Annotated in this window: 16 protein-coding genes and 3 tRNA genes; 8 read left to right on the forward strand and 11 right to left on the reverse strand. The window is 71.3% G+C overall.

Annotation, left to right across the window (positions count from 1 at the left end; all coding sequences use genetic code 11):
* From AB0M52_RS16615 to AB0M52_RS16635, 5 genes are all read right to left on the reverse strand, one after another.
* A partial coding sequence (locus AB0M52_RS16615; RefSeq protein WP_363954065.1) for a fibronectin type III domain-containing protein occupies positions 1-376 on the reverse strand: 376 nt, incomplete at its 3' end.
* A gap of 550 nt (positions 377-926) precedes the next feature.
* Complete coding sequence (locus tag AB0M52_RS16620) at positions 927-1,259, reverse strand: hypothetical protein (protein WP_363954067.1); 333 nt, start codon at positions 1,257-1,259, stop codon at positions 927-929.
* Positions 1,260-1,462: 203 nt separating this feature from the next.
* Positions 1,463-1,535: transfer RNA gene (locus AB0M52_RS16625), tRNA-Arg, on the reverse strand.
* Positions 1,536-1,569: 34 nt separating this feature from the next.
* Positions 1,570-1,660, reverse strand: a tRNA-Ser gene (locus AB0M52_RS16630).
* A 663-nt stretch (positions 1,661-2,323) separates the two neighbouring features.
* Positions 2,324-2,758 (reverse strand): hypothetical protein, encoded by a 435-nt coding sequence (locus tag AB0M52_RS16635; RefSeq protein ID WP_363954069.1) that lies wholly within the window; start codon positions 2,756-2,758, stop codon positions 2,324-2,326.
* A 43-nt stretch (positions 2,759-2,801) separates the two neighbouring features.
* On the opposite strand from AB0M52_RS16635, the gene AB0M52_RS16640 reads away from it, so the two are divergent.
* Positions 2,802-3,425 carry a hypothetical protein gene (locus AB0M52_RS16640; protein WP_363954071.1) on the forward strand — a complete coding sequence of 208 codons (624 nt, stop codon included), beginning with the start codon at positions 2,802-2,804 and terminating at the stop codon, positions 3,423-3,425.
* 87 nt (positions 3,426-3,512) lie between these two features.
* Here the strand turns inward: AB0M52_RS16640 and AB0M52_RS16645 are convergent, their stop codons facing one another.
* Positions 3,513-4,283, reverse strand: coding sequence for a CPBP family intramembrane glutamic endopeptidase (locus tag AB0M52_RS16645; RefSeq protein WP_363954073.1), 771 nt, complete (start codon positions 4,281-4,283; stop codon positions 3,513-3,515).
* Between the two features lie 153 nt (positions 4,284-4,436).
* On the opposite strand from AB0M52_RS16645, the gene AB0M52_RS16650 reads away from it, so the two are divergent.
* Positions 4,437-5,555 (forward strand): globin domain-containing protein, encoded by a 1,119-nt coding sequence (locus tag AB0M52_RS16650; RefSeq protein WP_363954075.1) that lies wholly within the window; start codon positions 4,437-4,439, stop codon positions 5,553-5,555.
* Between the two features lie 274 nt (positions 5,556-5,829).
* Here AB0M52_RS16650 and AB0M52_RS16655 read toward each other — a convergent pair whose 3' ends face one another.
* Positions 5,830-7,344, reverse strand: a complete 1,515-nt coding sequence (locus AB0M52_RS16655) for a peptide deformylase (RefSeq protein ID WP_363954077.1) — start codon at positions 7,342-7,344, stop codon at positions 5,830-5,832.
* A 280-nt stretch (positions 7,345-7,624) separates the two neighbouring features.
* Here AB0M52_RS16655 and AB0M52_RS16660 point away from each other — a divergent pair, with 280 nt between their 5' ends.
* Positions 7,625-8,407: a hypothetical protein gene (locus AB0M52_RS16660; protein ID WP_363954094.1), complete on the forward strand. Its 783-nt coding sequence runs from the start codon at positions 7,625-7,627 to the stop codon at positions 8,405-8,407.
* 22 nt (positions 8,408-8,429) lie between these two features.
* Here AB0M52_RS16660 and AB0M52_RS16665 read toward each other — a convergent pair whose 3' ends face one another.
* The gene (locus tag AB0M52_RS16665) at positions 8,430-10,094 is read right to left on the reverse strand and encodes a hypothetical protein (protein ID WP_363954096.1); all 1,665 of its coding nucleotides are present in this window, start codon (positions 10,092-10,094) and stop codon (positions 8,430-8,432) included.
* Between the two features lie 367 nt (positions 10,095-10,461).
* Here AB0M52_RS16665 and AB0M52_RS16670 point away from each other — a divergent pair, with 367 nt between their 5' ends.
* A complete protein-coding gene (locus tag AB0M52_RS16670) occupies positions 10,462-11,172 on the forward strand; it encodes a class I SAM-dependent methyltransferase (protein ID WP_363954079.1) in 711 nt (236 codons plus the stop codon).
* 205 nt (positions 11,173-11,377) lie between these two features.
* Here the strand turns inward: AB0M52_RS16670 and AB0M52_RS16675 are convergent, their stop codons facing one another.
* Positions 11,378-11,911 (reverse strand): YbhB/YbcL family Raf kinase inhibitor-like protein, encoded by a 534-nt coding sequence (locus AB0M52_RS16675; RefSeq protein ID WP_363954081.1) that lies wholly within the window; start codon positions 11,909-11,911, stop codon positions 11,378-11,380.
* A 151-nt stretch (positions 11,912-12,062) separates the two neighbouring features.
* On the opposite strand from AB0M52_RS16675, the gene AB0M52_RS16680 reads away from it, so the two are divergent.
* Complete coding sequence (locus AB0M52_RS16680) at positions 12,063-12,218, forward strand: hypothetical protein (RefSeq protein WP_363954083.1); 156 nt, start codon at positions 12,063-12,065, stop codon at positions 12,216-12,218.
* A gap of 2 nt (positions 12,219-12,220) precedes the next feature.
* Here AB0M52_RS16680 and AB0M52_RS16685 read toward each other — a convergent pair.
* Positions 12,221-12,307: transfer RNA gene (locus tag AB0M52_RS16685), tRNA-Ser, on the reverse strand.
* A gap of 306 nt (positions 12,308-12,613) precedes the next feature.
* Between AB0M52_RS16685 and AB0M52_RS16690 the strand changes: the two genes are divergently transcribed.
* A complete protein-coding gene (locus AB0M52_RS16690) occupies positions 12,614-13,591 on the forward strand; it encodes an NAD(P)H-quinone oxidoreductase (RefSeq protein WP_363954085.1) in 978 nt (325 codons plus the stop codon).
* Positions 13,592-13,594: 3 nt separating this feature from the next.
* Here the strand turns inward: AB0M52_RS16690 and soxR are convergent, their stop codons facing one another.
* Entirely contained in the window at positions 13,595-14,032 is a 438-nt protein-coding gene (gene soxR, locus AB0M52_RS16695; protein ID WP_363954087.1) for a redox-sensitive transcriptional activator SoxR, read from the reverse strand.
* A gap of 46 nt (positions 14,033-14,078) precedes the next feature.
* Here soxR and AB0M52_RS16700 point away from each other — a divergent pair, with 46 nt between their 5' ends.
* Together AB0M52_RS16700 and AB0M52_RS16705 are read left to right on the forward strand one after the other, a co-directional pair.
* Positions 14,079-14,813, forward strand: coding sequence for a transketolase (locus AB0M52_RS16700; protein ID WP_363954090.1), 735 nt, complete (start codon positions 14,079-14,081; stop codon positions 14,811-14,813).
* The coding region (locus AB0M52_RS16705) for a transketolase (protein WP_363954092.1) at positions 14,810-15,671 on the forward strand (862 nt) is incomplete at its 3' end. The genes AB0M52_RS16700 and AB0M52_RS16705, both read left to right, overlap by 4 nt.

Raw genomic sequence — 15,671 nt, forward strand, 5'->3', positions numbered from 1 at the left:
TGAACGCCGGGTCGGGCACCTCGGAGAAGGCCCGGTCCATCGCCGGGACCATCGTCTCCACGTAGCCCTTGTAGTCGTTCATCTGCGTGTCGGTGTACCAGTGGAAGGCGAACTCCTCGACTGTCGCCTCACGCGTAGTGAACGAGGCGACCTCGCTGACCAGCGAGCCGCCGTCGCCGACCCGGTAGACGTACTCCGTGCCCGGGGCCAGCCGCTCGACCTCGACCTTGTGGCCGTTGATCGGCTGGCTGGTGGCCACGTTGATGTCGACCCGCTCCCAGCGGCCCTCGGCGCGCTGGTCGAGCTGACCGGTTGCGTCGTACGACGCCTTGGTCGCGTACTCCAAAACCGACTTGGTGATGTCAGGTTCGGTCACCCACGAGAATCGCATCGACACCGGCCCGGATCCCTCCGGGCCGTACAGCATCGAGATCTGCGACGGGATGTCGGTCGCGGGAAAGGGGCTATCTGCCGCAGCAGCATAGGGCTGGGCAACGAACGCTGTCGCGGAGAGGGCAACCGCCATCGAAATGGCTGCCCCCCATCCTCTGAAATGGCGCCTCGATCGAGGGGCAGGCACGGTTCAAATCTCCCTTGCACGGTGAACGAGCGCCCCACTTGCACTCGTCAGTACGTGCGTGCGTCCACCGACAAGCCAGGTCCGGCGGGCACGCCGCCCACACCATCGCGGCCCTACCGCACAGTAGGCAGTGCTGGGAGGTGAACAATCGCCGTCCAGTCCGGCAACGAGGAAGCGGATTCCGGGCAACCGGTCGACAAGCCCCGCAGCGGCGGAAACCTCTCGGACGAGCCCGCACAAAGCCGGACCGGGCAAAACGCGAGGGACGCGCATCGTACGAGCACCCACCGAGCGCCCACACGTCCACAAGGCGCTTGCGGCAGTTTCGTCACCCGCAGGGCCGGCTTCAGCCCTCGATCGGCGGGCGGTCGATGTTGAGGTGGAACGCGCGCTCCTCGGCCTCCTGACGGGCCGCGACGAAGTCGCGCTGCCAGTCCTGAGCGCCGTCCGGGATGCGCGCGACCACGTGCTCACCGTGCACCCGGCCGTCCGCGTCGGTCAGGGCGACCCCGACGACGGTGTGCCCACGCCCCGGGATGGCGTAATGGCGCACCGCCCAGCGGGCGGACATCTGCGAAGCATGGCGTCGGCGTCGGGCACCGGCCGTCACGGCCACGAAAACCAGCAGGACGGCGGTCAGCACGACGATGGAGACGGCCAGGAACGCGATGATCCGCACCCGCCCGAGGCTACCGTGCTTCGCGCCGGCAGTGCACCGTACGGAGACGTCGGCGGGCATGTCCCCCGGCCGTCAGGTCACCAAGCCAAACCGGCAGCAGATAACTCAGCGTGATAACACCCGTGTGACACCACCGACCAAACAGGCCGGACAGCGTAAGGGGTCTGACCCGCAAACCCCAGGTCAGACCCCTTACGATCTTGCGCGCCCGAAGGGACTCGAACCCCTAACCTTCTGATCCGTAGTCAGATGCTCTATCCGTTGAGCTACGGGCGCTGGTGCTCGGCCAGTCTACACACCGGCTTTCGCGCGGAGACTCCGGGATTCGAACCCGGGAGGGGCTTTAAGACCCCAACCGCATTAGCAGTGCGGCGCCATAGACCAGACTAGGCGAAGTCTCCCTGGTGGCCCGCAGACCACCGCGCCCGAGGATACAGGCCCCAGCCTGCCGGGAGCAAAGCGACTACCGGAACGAGCCGTTCGCGGAACGATGGGAGTGCGTTCCCCCGCTGTGCGCCGCCGTGATCGGGACTACGCTCCATCGACATGCAGGAGCAGCCGCCCAGCGAGCAGACCCGCCGAGAACCTGCTGAGGGAGTGCGTCGACGCTCCCCGAAGGCGACCTTCACCCCGCCTCCGGCACCCCCTCCGCCCGTTCAGGATGGGCAGCAGGAAGACTCCGACGGGCCGCGGCCTCGGCGCGCGAAGGCCGCGCCGAGCGTGCTCTTCCAGCCGCCGCCCGCTCCGGAGCAGCCGCTGCCCCGCCAGCCCCGGCCGGCAGCTTCCGCTCCGATGCCGTTCGCGGTCGCACCGCCGGCAGCGCCGCCGGTCGAGGGCGGGCCCTCGACCGCGCAGACAGCGCCGACGCCACGTCGGCCGGGCCGCGCCGGCCAGCCGGACGCGTCGGGACCGGTCACCACAGAGCCCACCACCACAGGCCCAGCCTCCGCAGCGCCAGCCGACGGGGGATCGGCCGAGGCCAGGAAGGCTCCGGGAAGGAAAGCGCCGGCGAAGAAGGCGGCGGCGCGGGACATCGCCGGGCCCGAAACGACCACCGATCAGGGTCAGACTCCCGCAGCGGCCACCACGGCCAAGAAGACGGCGGTCCGGAAGGCGACCAGGAAGGCGGCACCGGTCGAGGCGGCAACCAACCCGGCAACCGTCGCCGAGGCCACCCCGGCCAAGGCAACCCCGACAAAGGCGCCCGCCCGGAAGGCCGTGAAGAAGGCCACGAAGAGGGCCGCCGCGGCCACGAGCGACAAACCCGCCGTGCCCGCGCAGCAGGCCGCCACCGCGTCCAGCGTGCCGGCACCGCCGGTCGACACCACCACCCCCGAGCCACCGGCCGAAGCCACAAACACAACCGTTGCCACCCCGACGCCACCGGCCGAGACCATTCCCACGCCACTGGCCGACGTCACGCCCACGCCAGCGGGCGACGCCACTGCCGTCACCGAGGCCACCTCCGCCCCGCCGACCGATTCGGCGAGCAGCGGCACCGGGCAGAACTCCTCAAGCCGTACCGCCGAATCGGAGCTGCGGGTGCTCGTGGCGCGGGTGCTCGACCACCCGGGCTTCGCGCCGGAGTTGCTGGCCCTGACCGCGGTCGAGGCGCTTGGTCCGCGCGCCGACGAGTGGGCGCGGCGGTTGCGGGAGACGTACCCGGCGGCGGGTGGTGACGGCCTGGCCCGGCTGGCCAGTCGGCGGTTCGTCCGGCAGGCCGGGATCGGTGGGGCGACCGCGGCGCTGGCCGGCGCCTTCGCGCCCGTGGTCGAGCTGGCCGCGGTGCTCTGGTCGCAGGCGAATCTGGTGCTGCACCTGGCGGCGGCGTACGACCGTGATCCGACCCATCCGGACCGGGCGGCCGAGCTGCTGGTGCTGACCCAGGTGCACCCGGACGAGGCGAGCGCCCGCTCGGCGCTGGCGGCGGCCCGGGTGGCGGACGGGCCGGACGAGCAGCCGGGGGCCAGGGCGGCCGAGGCGGCCTGGCGGCTGGCCGCCCCGTTGGCCGCGCAGGCGGGTGGCTGGCTGGCCCTACGGCTGGCGTCCCGGCTGCTACCCGGCGCGGCGGTGCTGGCCGCAGCAGCGGGCGACGCAGCCGCAGCCCAGCGCCTGGCCGCCCGCGCCACACACACCTACCGACCGCCCCACCCCTCGCCCGCCTAGGCATGCCCTAGTTGATCAAGGAGTTTGCGTCACGACACGCCGGCGGCGCGGACGCAAACCCCTTGATCAACGCAGCGGCAGCGGAGGTCAGAGCCAGTCGAACCACTCCTTGGGCAGCAGGCTGTAGCCAACGAAGGCGAAGATGTCGAGCAGGGCGTGTGCCACGATCAGCGGCATCACCCGGCGGGTACGCAGGTAGAAGAGGCTGAACACCACACCCATCACGGCGTTGCCGAGGAACGCGCCGAAGCCCTGGTAGAGGTGGTACGAGGCGCGCAGCAGCGCGCTGGTCGCGATGATCGCGCCGACCCGCCACTGGAGCTGGCGCAGCCGGGTCATCAGGTAGCCGACCACGATCACCTCCTCCAGGATGGAGTTCTGGAAGGCGGCGAGGATCAGCACCGGCACCGTCCACCAGAGGTCGGGCAGCGCGGCCGGCACCACCGTGGCATTGATGCCGAGCTGCGCCGCCGCCCAGAACAGCGCCAGGCCGGGCAGCCCGATCAGCGCCGCCAGCCCGGCCCCCTGGGCGAGATCGGCCCCGGGCCGCCGGGCGTCCAGGCCGAGGGTCCGCGCCGGGTCGCCCGGGTCCCGCGTCAGCAGGTGTACGGCGAGCAGCACCGGCAGCAGCGCGAACACGATGCCGAGCAGCTGGTACGTGAGATCGAGGTACGGCCGGGCCGACGCGGAGGTGTTCAGCGCGGCGGTCTGCCGGGACAGTCCGCCTTCTGCGGTCAGCTTCGCGATGATCGACACCGTGGCGTAGACGGCGGACTGGCCGAGGGAGAGTCCGAGCACCAGCATCGTCTCGGTGCCGAGCGTCCGGCGGGACACCGGGCGGGTGAGCTCAACGGTCACCGGACCACTCTGCCTGACCGGAGGCGCTGGTGACACCCGCCTGCCGCTGAGCGGCCCTCACGATGCGGTCGCACATTCTGTGCGACCTTCATACACGCTGCGTGGACATTCTATGGGGGCCCGATCCGCCGTCAGAAGTAAGGAGCGCCCCCGGTGGACAACTTCGCGCGGCTGCTGAAGGAGAGCTGGACCCTGGTCGAGCAGGATCGGGTCCGGCTGAGTGGTCACTTCTACGCCCGGCTCTTTCTCCTCGACCCCGAGCTGCGCAAGCTTTTCCCGGTGCAGATGACCGGGCAGGGCGACCGGCTGCTCGAAGCGATCATCACGGCGATCCACACCGTGGACGACCCGGAGGGCTTCGACGAGTTTCTCCGTGCCCTCGGCCGGGATCACCGCAAGTACCACGTCGAGGCCGCCCACTACGACACCATGGGCGTCGCACTGCTCGACGCGTTGCACAGCACCGCCGGGGACGGCTGGAACCTGGAGTACGACCAGGCGTGGCGGGACGCGTACGCGGCGATCGCCGAGAAGATGCTCGCCGGGGCGGCGGCGGACGACAACCCGCCGTTCTGGCACGCCGAGGTGCTGACCCACGAGCGGTACGGCCCGGACACCGCCGTCTTCACCTGCCAGGCGCTGCAACACCCGCTCTCCTGGAAGGCGGGCCAGTACGTCAGCATCGAGGTGCCCCGCCACCACCCCCGGGTATGGCGGACGTACTCGGTGGCCAACGCCCCGAACGACGACAACGTGCTGGAGTTCCACGTCCGTACGCCCCCGGGTGCCGGCTGGGTCTCCGGCGCTTTGGTCCGCCGGGTGAAGCCGGGCGACCTGCTGCGGGTGGCCGCGCCGATGGGCTCGATGACGCTGGACCGCTCCGCGGAGCGGGACATCCTCTGCGTCGCCGGGGGTGTCGGGCTGGCCCCGATCAAGGCCCTGGTGGAGGAATTGGCCGGCTACAACCGGGCGCGTTGGGTGCACGTCTTCTACGGGGCCCGGACCGAGGCGGACCTCTACGGCCTCGACGGGCTGCGGAAGCTGGTCGCGGCCCACCCGTGGCTGTCGGTGACCGCCGCGTGCAGCGACGACCCGGACTTCGACGGCGAGCAGGGCGACGTCTCCGACGTGGTGGCCCGCTACGGCCCGTGGACGACACACGACTGCTACGTCTCCGGTTCCGTGGCGATGGTCCGCTCCACGCTGCGGGTGCTCGCCGCGGACGGCGTCCCGCCCCAGCACACCCGGTACGACACCTTCGGCAACCTGTAGCGCAACCTTCAGAGCTTTTCTCCCCCCGAACCGGGGCGCGTGCCCCTGCCCCCTGGGGCACGCGCCCCGGTCCCCCGAACGGGCGGACCGGCACCGCCCCCACGACCACGCCTGCGCCGGCCGTCGTTCCCACCTGGCGCGGGCGTGGTCGTGCACAACTCGCCACACCTGCGCTCCCACCTGGCGCGGGCGTGGTCGTGCACAACTCGCCACACCTGCGCCGGCCGTCGTTCCCACCTGGCGCGGGCGTGGTCGTGCAGAAGACTCACCGAGGTCAGTACCGCCAGGGGTGGCCGGACTCCCGGTACTCCTCGATCGGCACCAGCGGCACCCCGGGCGCCATCCGGTCGACGTACAGCCGGCCGTCCAGGTGGTCGATCTCGTGCGCCACCAGCCGGGCCATGCCGAACTCGAACGAGGTGATGACCCGACCGCCGTCGAACTGCGCGTGTTCCACGTCAAGCCGCAGCGGTCGCGGCACCAGACCCCGGTGGTCGAAAAAGGAGAGGCAGCCCTCGTACTGCTCGTCGGTGTCGGGGGCGGCGTCGACCACCCGGGGGTTGAGCAGCACCACGGGCTCGGCCGCCCGGTCGGGTGGGCGGACCACGGCCGCGGCCCGGCCGATGTCGAGCTGCGGGGCGGCGATCCCCACCCCCTTGGTGAACGGATGCAGTTCGTCCAGCCGAGCCAGCGCGGTGACCAGCCGGTCGACGGTCTCCCGGGCGGCCTGTTCCTCGCGCGGCAGGTCGAACGGGCGGGCCGGCTGCCGCAGCAGGTCGGCGCCGCGCTGGACGATGCCGAGCCCACGCATCCGGTCGGACGGCCGGACCCGGCCGCCCTCCGGCTCGGGTTCCGACTGGGCGCGGAAGCGCCACTGCATCCGGTACCGGGCGTTGAGCGGCGGGTCGTCGGTCGCCCAGTCGAAGATCACCCGATCGCCCTGGTCACGCCGGACGACCGCCGTGCGCAGCGGGCCCTCCTCCGCCGAGAGCGAGGTCTCCGCGCCCCACACCTGCGGGTCGAGCGCCGCCGGCAGGTCCAGCCGTACGGCGAGATGCCGGGTCGGTACGCGGACCGCGCGCTGGAACCAGGGGCCCCACTTGTCCTGCCCGACGGTGTATGCGTACTCGATGGTGGCGCGGCGGCCGGGGTAGAGCGGAAACCGCCGCTCGGAGTTCTCGAAGAGCAGCCAGATCTCCTTGAACGCGTCCCGGTCGTGCTTGGCCCGCCAGTGCATGGCCTCGCGCTCGTCGGCTTCCTCCCGGTACGCCCGCAGTTGCAGCTCGGCGAAGCTGAGCGGGTGTTCCCGGTGGTGCCGGTTGGAGCGCCCCGGATCGCTGGGGTAGCGGTCCACGGCGACCCGGACCAGGTAGCGGGTGACCGGGTCGGTGCCGGCGTTGTACAGCTCGCGGCGGATGACGCAGCGGTACGCGTCCTCGGTGTGGGTGAGATTGGCCGTCTCACGTTCGACGATCAGGCCGGTGCCGGGCGGCATCCACTGGCCGGGGAGGCTGGCCTCCCGGTGATTGCGCTCGGTGCGGGTGTGACGGAGGTCGTCGTACTCCCGGAAGCGCTGCCAGATCGCGCCGCTGGCCTCCAGGACGGCCTCGGCCCGACGCGCGAAGTCCTCGGTGGGTCGGTGTCGCCGCCCCTCGACGTGGCTGACGTACGACGGGTCGAACCCCATCAGGTTGGCTAGCTGTTTCTTGGACAGCCCCCGCTCCGTCCGATGCCGTGCGAGTTCGGCGGCGAAGGAGTCGGCAGCCCGATCGAGCGGTGAGGTCGTCATCAGCTTCCTCGTGGCCGGTTGCACCAAGTTTCACGTTGAGTCGCCGTACGCGCACAGAACTGGCATCTTCTCGACAGGAGGCTTGACCGATGGGCGATTTCTGTCGATACTGCCCCGAGTTTCCGGACGCGCACCCTGGGTAATCGCCACCGCAGGAGTGACCCGGGCCTCTCGCTTTCCACCCGACCGAGGGTTCCCCGTCGCCGAGAGGTGTGGTTAGGCTAGCCTTAGCTTGGTCGCAGAGGTCTCGGACGGGGGGGTGGCGCAGGTGACAACCGTGCTGCCCGTCCACCACGCCCCTGCCGAGCCGTTCGCCCCGGTCACCGCGACCCTGCGGGCCATGTTCGGCACCGACGACCTGCCCGGGCTGGCACCGGGACTGGTGGTCGCCGACGAGGCCGGCTGGGCCCCGGCGACGGCCCTGATCGACGGCGCGCGGCTGCCGGAGTTGCTCGACTCGGCCGTCCGCCTCTGGGGCGGCACCCCGCACGCCTCCGCCGCGCTGGCCTGGAAGTCGTACTGCTACTGGACGGCGCTGCCGGTGGTGCTCGGTTGGGCCGCCGCCCGGCGCGTGCCGCTGCTCGACCCGTCGGCGACGCTCATCCACTTCGCGGACCAGCGCGCCCTGGTGACCCTGGGCCTGCGCCAGTCGACTCCGGTCGCGGTCCTGCCCAACGACCCACTGGCGCTCACCGGCCGGCCCGAGGTCCGGGTGGTGGCCGACGACCGGCAACTCCTCGCGGCGCTGCGCGCCACGCTGCTGGACGCGCACCTCTCCCCGATGATCGCCGCGATCCAGGGCGAGGTACGCATCGGCACCCGCACCCTGCTCGGTTCGGTGGCCTCCGGCATCGCCCACGGGCTGCTGCGGGCCGCCGACGGGCTCCCCGGCTCGGCGGTCGAGGCGGTCGACACGCTGCTCGCCACGCTCGACCTGGCCGACCTGGTGGAACTGGTGCCCGGCCCGAGCGGGGAACCGACGGTGCAGCGGCGGACCTGCTGCCTGGCGTTCACCCTGCCCAAGCCGAAGGTGTGCCAGGGCTGCTGCATCCGCTCCGCCTGACCGCGCGTCGGCGCCGAGCTGATCAGCCGGTCAGCGGTCGCACGTCCCACAGCCACACGCCACCGGTGTACGTGGGCTCGATCCCGGTCAGCTCGGTCATCCCTTGCCGCAGCGCGTCGGCGCGCTCGTGCGGCCCGAGGATCACCACGCCGGCGCGCCAGTAGCGCAGGTCCTGCACCGCGTCTTGTCGGGTCTGGGCGGTGACCGGCGGCACCTCGCCGGTGCGGCGGATGGTGGCGAAGAAGCTGCTGGTCGGGCGGGGCGGCGCGGTGAACAGGGCGACCCGCCCCTCACCGGGTCGGGTGTCCGGGCCGAGGAAGTACCCGCGGGCGATCGGCATCTCTGTCCGGGTCTGCGCGGACCAGCGCAGCGGTTCGGCGTACTCGGTGTCAGGCAGCGGCAGGGTCACCACGCTGCGCCCGCCGGCGAGGTAGGAGCGCCACGCCCTGGAGGTGACGAACTCGGGGGTCGGTTCGAGGCGTTTGGTCGGCAACGGCGTAGGCACCACCGGCACCAGCGCCATCGCCAGCACGGTCACCGTGCCGAAGCGGATCTGCGACCGCCGGTCCGGGTAGCGGGCGGCCAGCTCCCGGACCCGTTCGGCGCCGTACGCGAGCAGCAGCCCGATGATCGGGGTGATGGCCAGCGCCCAGCGGGTCGGCACCACCGAGTGCAGCACCGGTAGGTCCTCCAGCACCGCCCATGGCCCCGGGATGCCGGTGCCCCGACGGTTGAAACGGATCTCCCGGCCGAGCGAGAGCACCGCGAAGAGCAGTCCGAGCACGGCCAGTCCGAGCACCACCACGTTGCGGCGTAGCCACCACACCAGCGCCGCCACCAGGATCACCAGTGGCCAGCCGAAGAAGGCGTTCTCCTCAGTGGGGTTCTTGGCCAGGCCGGTGGCGCTGCGTGCGTCACCGGCCAGCGATTCGCGGGAGTAGGTGAAGAACGAGGCCAGGTCGGTGGAGTAGCCCCGGATCAGCCAGGACAGCCCGCTGTAGGCGCCGGGACCGAAGAACTGGACGTACAACGGGTAGGCCAGCAGCACGGCGGAGATCGCGGTGGCCACGCCGATCCCGGCGAGGAACGGACGGGCCCGCCCACGCAACTCGGGCCGGCCGATCACCAGCGCGACGATCACCACGCCGAGACCTATCGCGGTCATCAGCAGGATCTCCAGGTTCAGGAAGGCCTGCCAGACGATCACCAGTGCGAGCAGGACACCGTTGCGCAGCCAGCGGCCGGGCTCGGCAAGCCGCACGGTGCGCCAGATGATCAGTGGCACCACGAACTGCGACACGATGTTCGGATGTGCGTTGGCATGCGAGACCATCGCCGGCGCGTACGCGCAGAACGTCGCGCCCAGCCAGGCCGGCCCGCGAGAGCCGACGAGCACCCGGGACAGCACGAAGTACCAGGCGGTCGCCGTGGCGATCATCCCGAAGGTGAGGAAGACCAGGAACGCGGTACGGGTGCCGAGCAGGACGGTGATCGGCGTCATTGGCAGCGAAACGGATAGAACGGATGTATTCGCCATCAAGTTGACGGACTCCGGCACGTTCATCCGGTCGGACGAGAACGGATAGGCAAATTCGGTCACGACCCGGGCACCGTGGGCCATCATCCACTCGAATTGCGCCATATCTGTCTTGTTGTCCCGAATGCCGTCCGCCGGGTTCCACCACATCCGCGCCGTCACCCAGAAGCCCAGCAGCACGAAGCTCACCACGGCGGCGACATCCCGCCAACGCCCTGACCTGGGACGATGACCGTCGCGCACCCGCCGCCCCGCCGGCTCTCCCGCCCCGGACTCCTCGACAGGGCGGTCCGATTCAGGAGTACCCATAACAATTCGGAGCGTAGTCGGCCTATCGGGCCACCGTGCACGGTTCGGGGTACTCGCGTAACATCCTCCAGGTTCGCTGACCACCACCGATCGTGCACCTAGCCCCGACCAATTCGGCCATCCCAGGCCCCGATATTTCCGCCCCCCGAGCGGATGGTTCACTCAGGCGGTCCTGGCGCGGTCGAGTCGTATCGTGAGGAATCGACGCATGGCAGAAATCACTGGGGATCAGCGCGTGCAGTCCGAGGTTCTGGAGGGCCTCGCCACAGCGGTCAACCACCGGCGTTGGTTCGTCGAGCTGGCCGTACCGTACCTCGGCGACAACCCGATCGAGATCGGCAGCGGCCTCGGCGACTACGCCCTGGAGTGGGCCGAGCACTTTCCCCGGTTCACCGCCACCGAGGCTGACCCGGACCGCCTGGTCGCGCTCAAGGAACGCCTCGCCGATCGGCCGGCCATCGAGGTCCGCCAGATGCTGCTGCCGAACTCCGAGCGGGGCGACTACAGCGCCGCGGTGTCGTACAACGTGCTGGAGCACATCGAGGACCACGTCGGCGCGCTCCGCAGCATGGGCGACCTCGTCCGGCCCGGCGGAGCCGTGATCATCATCGTGCCGGCGTTCCAGTTCGCGATGAGCCCGGCCGACATCGCCACCGGCCACGTACGCCGCTACACGAAGAAGACCCTCTCTGCGGCGATGACCGAGGCGGGCCTGCGGGTGGAGAAGATCCACTACGCGAACGCGCTCGGCCTGATCGGCTACTTCATGGCCACCAAGGTCTTCCGGCTGATGCCGAAGGAGGGCCCGATGGTGAAGGTCTACGACACCCTGGTCCTCCCCGCCACCAAGGCCGCCGAGCAACTCGCCCGCCCCCCATTCGGCCAGTCCGTCTTCGCCGTAGCCCGCACCCCCGCCTAACCCCCTCGGCCCACCCGACCCAACCCGGCCCCCAACGCACCCCGACCCCCTGCGCCGACCCACCCCGCCCCCCTGCGCCGACCCACCCCGACCCCCTGCGCCGACCCACCCCGATGATCATGAAGTTGGCGGGACTTTTGAAGATCGAAGCGCCCGCTAACTTCATGATCAATCAGGCCGGGGCCAGTGCAGGGGGGCGGGTGGGTCAGGCGGTGGTTTGGTAGGTGGGGCGGATGGTGGCTCGGGCGAGGGTGTGGAAGGTGAGGTTGAAGCCGACGTAGGCGGGGGTGGCGTCGGGGGTGAGGTCGAGGCTCTCCACGTCTAGGGCGTGCACCGCGAAGACGTACCGGTGCGGACGGTCACCGGGCGGCGGCGCGGCACCGCCGTAGCCCTGCTCGCCGTAGTCGTTCCGCACGGTGAACGCGCCGCCCAGGTCGTCGCCGGACGCGCCGCGCGGCAACTCCGTCACCCCGGCCGGCAGGTTGACCAGCACCCAGTGCCAGAACCCGCTGCCGGTGGGCGCGTCCGGGTCGAAGCAGGTCACCACGAAGCCCTTGGTCTCCGCCGGAAAACCCGACCAGGCCAGGTGCGGCGAGACGTTACCGCCGCCGGTGCTGCCATGCGCGTGGGCCGGGTCCATCGGCTCGCCGTTCTGCACGTCGTCGCTGGTCAAGGCGAACGAGGCGACGGTCGGCAGCAGCTCGTACGGATCCGGGGCGATCGGTCGTTCCAGGGTCATCGACACAGGTCCTTCCGGTGGAAGTGGTGTTCTGCGCACCTTTCATACCCTGAGAAGCGGCGGCATTCGAGAAAACCCGGTGCCGTGTCCGCCCGTAACCGAGAGCCCCTCACCCGGGTTGTCACCCTGCAACGTCGACTGAAGGAGTTTCTTGGCCGGAATCTGGCGCGACTTCCTCACCACACTGGTCGAGGCCGTCCGCCGACGCGACACGCAGGCGCCGCGCGACGAGCGACGCCGGGCGGTGGAGCGACTCGCCGAGCAGAAGATCCGCGAGGACCAGCGGGAACACCCGCCGCAGCGGTGAAGCGGAGGGTGTGGGATTCGAACCCACGAAGACATCGCTGCCTTACCGGTTTTCAAGACCAGCGCCATCGGCCACTAGGCGAACCCTCCCGGGGCCACGCAACGCGCGGCCGTGCTTAGTCTGCCACGCCCGGCGAACCGGGGAACGAGCGAGCTACCCGATCCGCCATGATCACTCACCCTCCGTGGTGTATCCGCGAACGCCTGGGCCGGTAGCAAGGCCAGCAGGTTCCACAGTGGCGTCCTGAGCGCTCGATCCGGGATCGAGCGCTCTCGGAGGCCGACAGAGGTCATTCGATCCCCGATCGATCGTGATCTTGAGCAAGGTGCGGCCGGATCGGCGAGCGTTTCGCCGCCGGTGCGTCAACCGGTCGGCGGATCGGGTATGACTGGGCCATGCGCGCGATCACGATCCCGGAGCCCGGCGGACCCGACGTGCTGACCTGGAGTGAGGTGCGCGACCCGCAGCCCGGCCCCGGCGAGGTGATCGTCGACGTGCGGGCCACTGCGGTCAACCGGGCCGACCTGCTGCAACGGCAGGGGCACTACCCGCCGCCGCCGGGCGTGCCCGCGTACCCGGGGTTGGAGTGCTCGGGTGTGGTGAGCGCGACCGGTCCCGACGTCACCGGCTGGCGGGTGGGTGACGAGGTCTGCGCGCTGCTGGCCGGCGGCGGGTACGCCGAGCGGGTGGCCGTGCCGGCCGGGCAGTTGCTGCCGGTGCCGGCCGGGGTCGACCTGGTCGACGCAGCCGCGTTGCCCGAGGTGGCGTGCACGGTCTGGTCGAACGTGGTCCAGCTGGCCCGCCTGTCGGCGGGCGAGACGCTGCTGGTGCACGGCGGCGGCAGCGGGATCGGCACGTTCGCGGTCCAACTCGGCACCGCGCTCGGCGCGACCGTGGTGGCGACCGCGCGGGCGGCGAAGCACGACCGGCTGCGCGGGTTGGGCGCCGGGCACCTGGTCGACTACCGGGAACAGGATTTCGTCGAGGAGGTCCGCAAGCTCACCGACGGCCGGGGCGCGGACGTCGTCCTCGACATCATGGGCGCGTCGTACCTGGGCCGTAACGTCGCCGCCCTGGCCGCCGACGGGCGGCTCGTGGTGATCGGCATGCAGGGCGGGCGCAATGGCGAGCTGGACCTCGGCGCGCTGCTGGCCAAGCGCGGCACGGTCGCGGCGACCGCGCTGCGTTCCCGTCCGCTCGACCAGAAGGCCGCGATCGTACGGGGGGTACGCGAGCAGGTCTGGCCGCTGGTCGAGGCGGGCCAGGTCCGCCCGGTCGTCGATCGGCGACTGCCGATCACCGAGGCGGCCGACGCGCACCGGCTGGTCGAGTCGAACGAGCACGTCGGCAAGGTGCTGCTCACCGTCGGGTGAGCCTCAGCGGGGCAGGGTGAGCCGCGCGCCGGGTCCCTCGCCGGCCAGTTCGTCGTCGGGGTTGTAGAGGGCGCAGCGGCGCAGCGAGAGGCAGCCGCAGCCGATGCAGCCGTCGAGGTCGTCGCGGAGCCGGGTCATCAGTCTGATCTTCTCTTCCAGCCGTTCCCGCCAGGCGGTGGAGAGCCGCGCCCAGTCCTCGGCGGTGGGCGTACGCGAGGCGGGCAGCGAATCCAGCGCGGTCCGGATCTCGTCCAGCGAGATGCCGACCTGCTGCGCGATCCGGATGAACGCCACCCGCCGCAACTCGCCGCGGTGGTACCGGCGCTGGTTGCCGCCGGTGCGGTCGGCTCGGATCAGCCCCAGCCGCTCGTAGTAGCGCAGCGCAGACTGCGCCACCCCGCTGCGGGCGGCGAGTTGACCTATGGTGAGCGCTTCCTGCATCACATCGCCTTGAGTTGAACCTCGCTTTAACTTGCAGGCTATCCGCATGACGACACTCGCCACCACCACGGCCCGGATCGCCGAGGCCGCCGCGCCCCTGGACGGCCGGCTCCCGGTCGCCCCGCTGCTGGAGCGGGTCCGCGCCGGTCGGGAGTTCGGCCCGAACGTCTATTCGACCGTCGACGTGCTCTGGGTGCTCTACGACCGGATCCTGCGGGTCACTCCTGCGACCGCCGACCACCCCGACCGGGACCGGTTCCTGCTCTCCAAGGGGCACGCGGTCGCCGGCTACTACGCGGTGCTCGCCGCGAAGGGATTCGTCCCGCCCGACTGGTTGGACGACCAGGGCGGGCCGGAGAGCCGGCTCGGCGACCACCCGGACCGGACGCTGGTGCCCGGGGTGGAGATCGGCTCCGGCTCGCTCGGGCACGGCCTGGGCCTGGCCGTCGGCAGCGCGCTCGGGTTGCGCGCCCAGGGCCTGATCGAACCCCGGGTGTACGTCCTCCTCGGCGACGCCGAGCTGGACGAGGGCTCGAACCACGAGGCCATCGCGTACGCCGGCGCGGCCGGTCTGGGGAACCTGACCGCCATCGTGGTCGACAACTCCTCCGCCACGCACGGCTGGCCGGGCGGGGTGGCCAACCGGTTCACGGTGAACGGGTGGACCGCCGCCACGGTCGACGGGCGGGACCACGCCGCCCTGCACACCGCCCTGACCGGGCACCACGGCCACCGGCCGCACCTCGTCGTCGCGGTCGTCGAGAGCGGGGAGCAGCCATGAGGGAGAGCTTCGTCGACGCCACCACGACGCTGCTGGCCGAGGATCCGCGTACCGCGCTGGTGCTCGCCGACATCTCCGCCGCCGCGTTCGCCCCGGCCGCGAAGCGGCACCCGGACCGGGTGCTCAACGTCGGCATCCGGGAGCAGTTGATGCTCGGCGTGGCCGGCGGGCTGGCACTGACCGGGTTACGGCCGATCGTGCACAGTTACGCGCCGTTCCTCGTCGAGCGGGCGTACGAGCAGGTCAAGCTCGACCTCGACCACCAGGGGGTGAACGCGGTGCTGGTCAGCGTCGGCGCTTCGTACGACCGGGCGGCGGCCGGGCGAACCCATCTCAGCCCGGCCGACGTCGCGCTGCTCGACACCCTGGCCGGTTGGACCGTGCACGTGCCGGGTCACCCGGCCGAGGTGCCCGGCCTGCTGCGCACCGCAGTGGCCGCGGACACCTCGGCGTACCTGCGGCTGTCGACGGCGCACAACGAGCGGCCGCACGCCGGTGACGGGGCGCTGGTGGTGATGCGGGACGCCGGGGTGGACGCGCCGCTGCTGGTCGCGGTCGGCCCGCTGCTGGACGCGGCCCTCGCGGCGGTCGCGGACCTGCCGGTGACCGTGGCGTACACCCATCGACCGCGCCCGTTCGACAACGCCGGACTGCGGGCGCTCGCCGGCACCGAGGTGATCCTGGTCGAGCCCTACCTGGCGGGCACCTCGGCCCGGCTGGTCTCGGCGGCGCTGGCGGACCGGCCGCACCGGTTGCTCGCGCTGGGGGTCGGGCGGGAGGAGTTGCGCCGCTACGGCTCGGCCGAGGACCACACCCGCTGGCATGGGCTGGACGCGGCGGGGCTGCGCCGCTCGCTCA

Source organism: Micromonospora sp. NPDC051296 (assembly GCF_040682255.1).
Lineage (GTDB): Bacteria > Actinomycetota > Actinomycetes > Mycobacteriales > Micromonosporaceae > Micromonospora > Micromonospora craterilacus.

Coding starts and splice junctions, on each gene's coding strand:
- AB0M52_RS16665 (WP_363954096.1), bottom strand. CDS start 10,094: ATGTGGTGGAACCCGGCGGACGGCATTCGGGACAACAAGACAGATATG.
- AB0M52_RS16675 (WP_363954081.1), bottom strand. CDS start 11,911: ATGACCCTGGAACGACCGATCGCCCCGGATCCGTACGAGCTGCTGCCG.
- AB0M52_RS16700 (WP_363954090.1), top strand. CDS start 14,079: ATGACGACACTCGCCACCACCACGGCCCGGATCGCCGAGGCCGCCGCG.
- AB0M52_RS16655 (WP_363954077.1), bottom strand. CDS start 7,344: ATGACGACCTCACCGCTCGATCGGGCTGCCGACTCCTTCGCCGCCGAA.
- AB0M52_RS16670 (WP_363954079.1), top strand. CDS start 10,462: ATGGCAGAAATCACTGGGGATCAGCGCGTGCAGTCCGAGGTTCTGGAG.
- AB0M52_RS16690 (WP_363954085.1), top strand. CDS start 12,614: ATGCGCGCGATCACGATCCCGGAGCCCGGCGGACCCGACGTGCTGACC.
- soxR (WP_363954087.1), bottom strand. CDS start 14,032: ATGCAGGAAGCGCTCACCATAGGTCAACTCGCCGCCCGCAGCGGGGTG.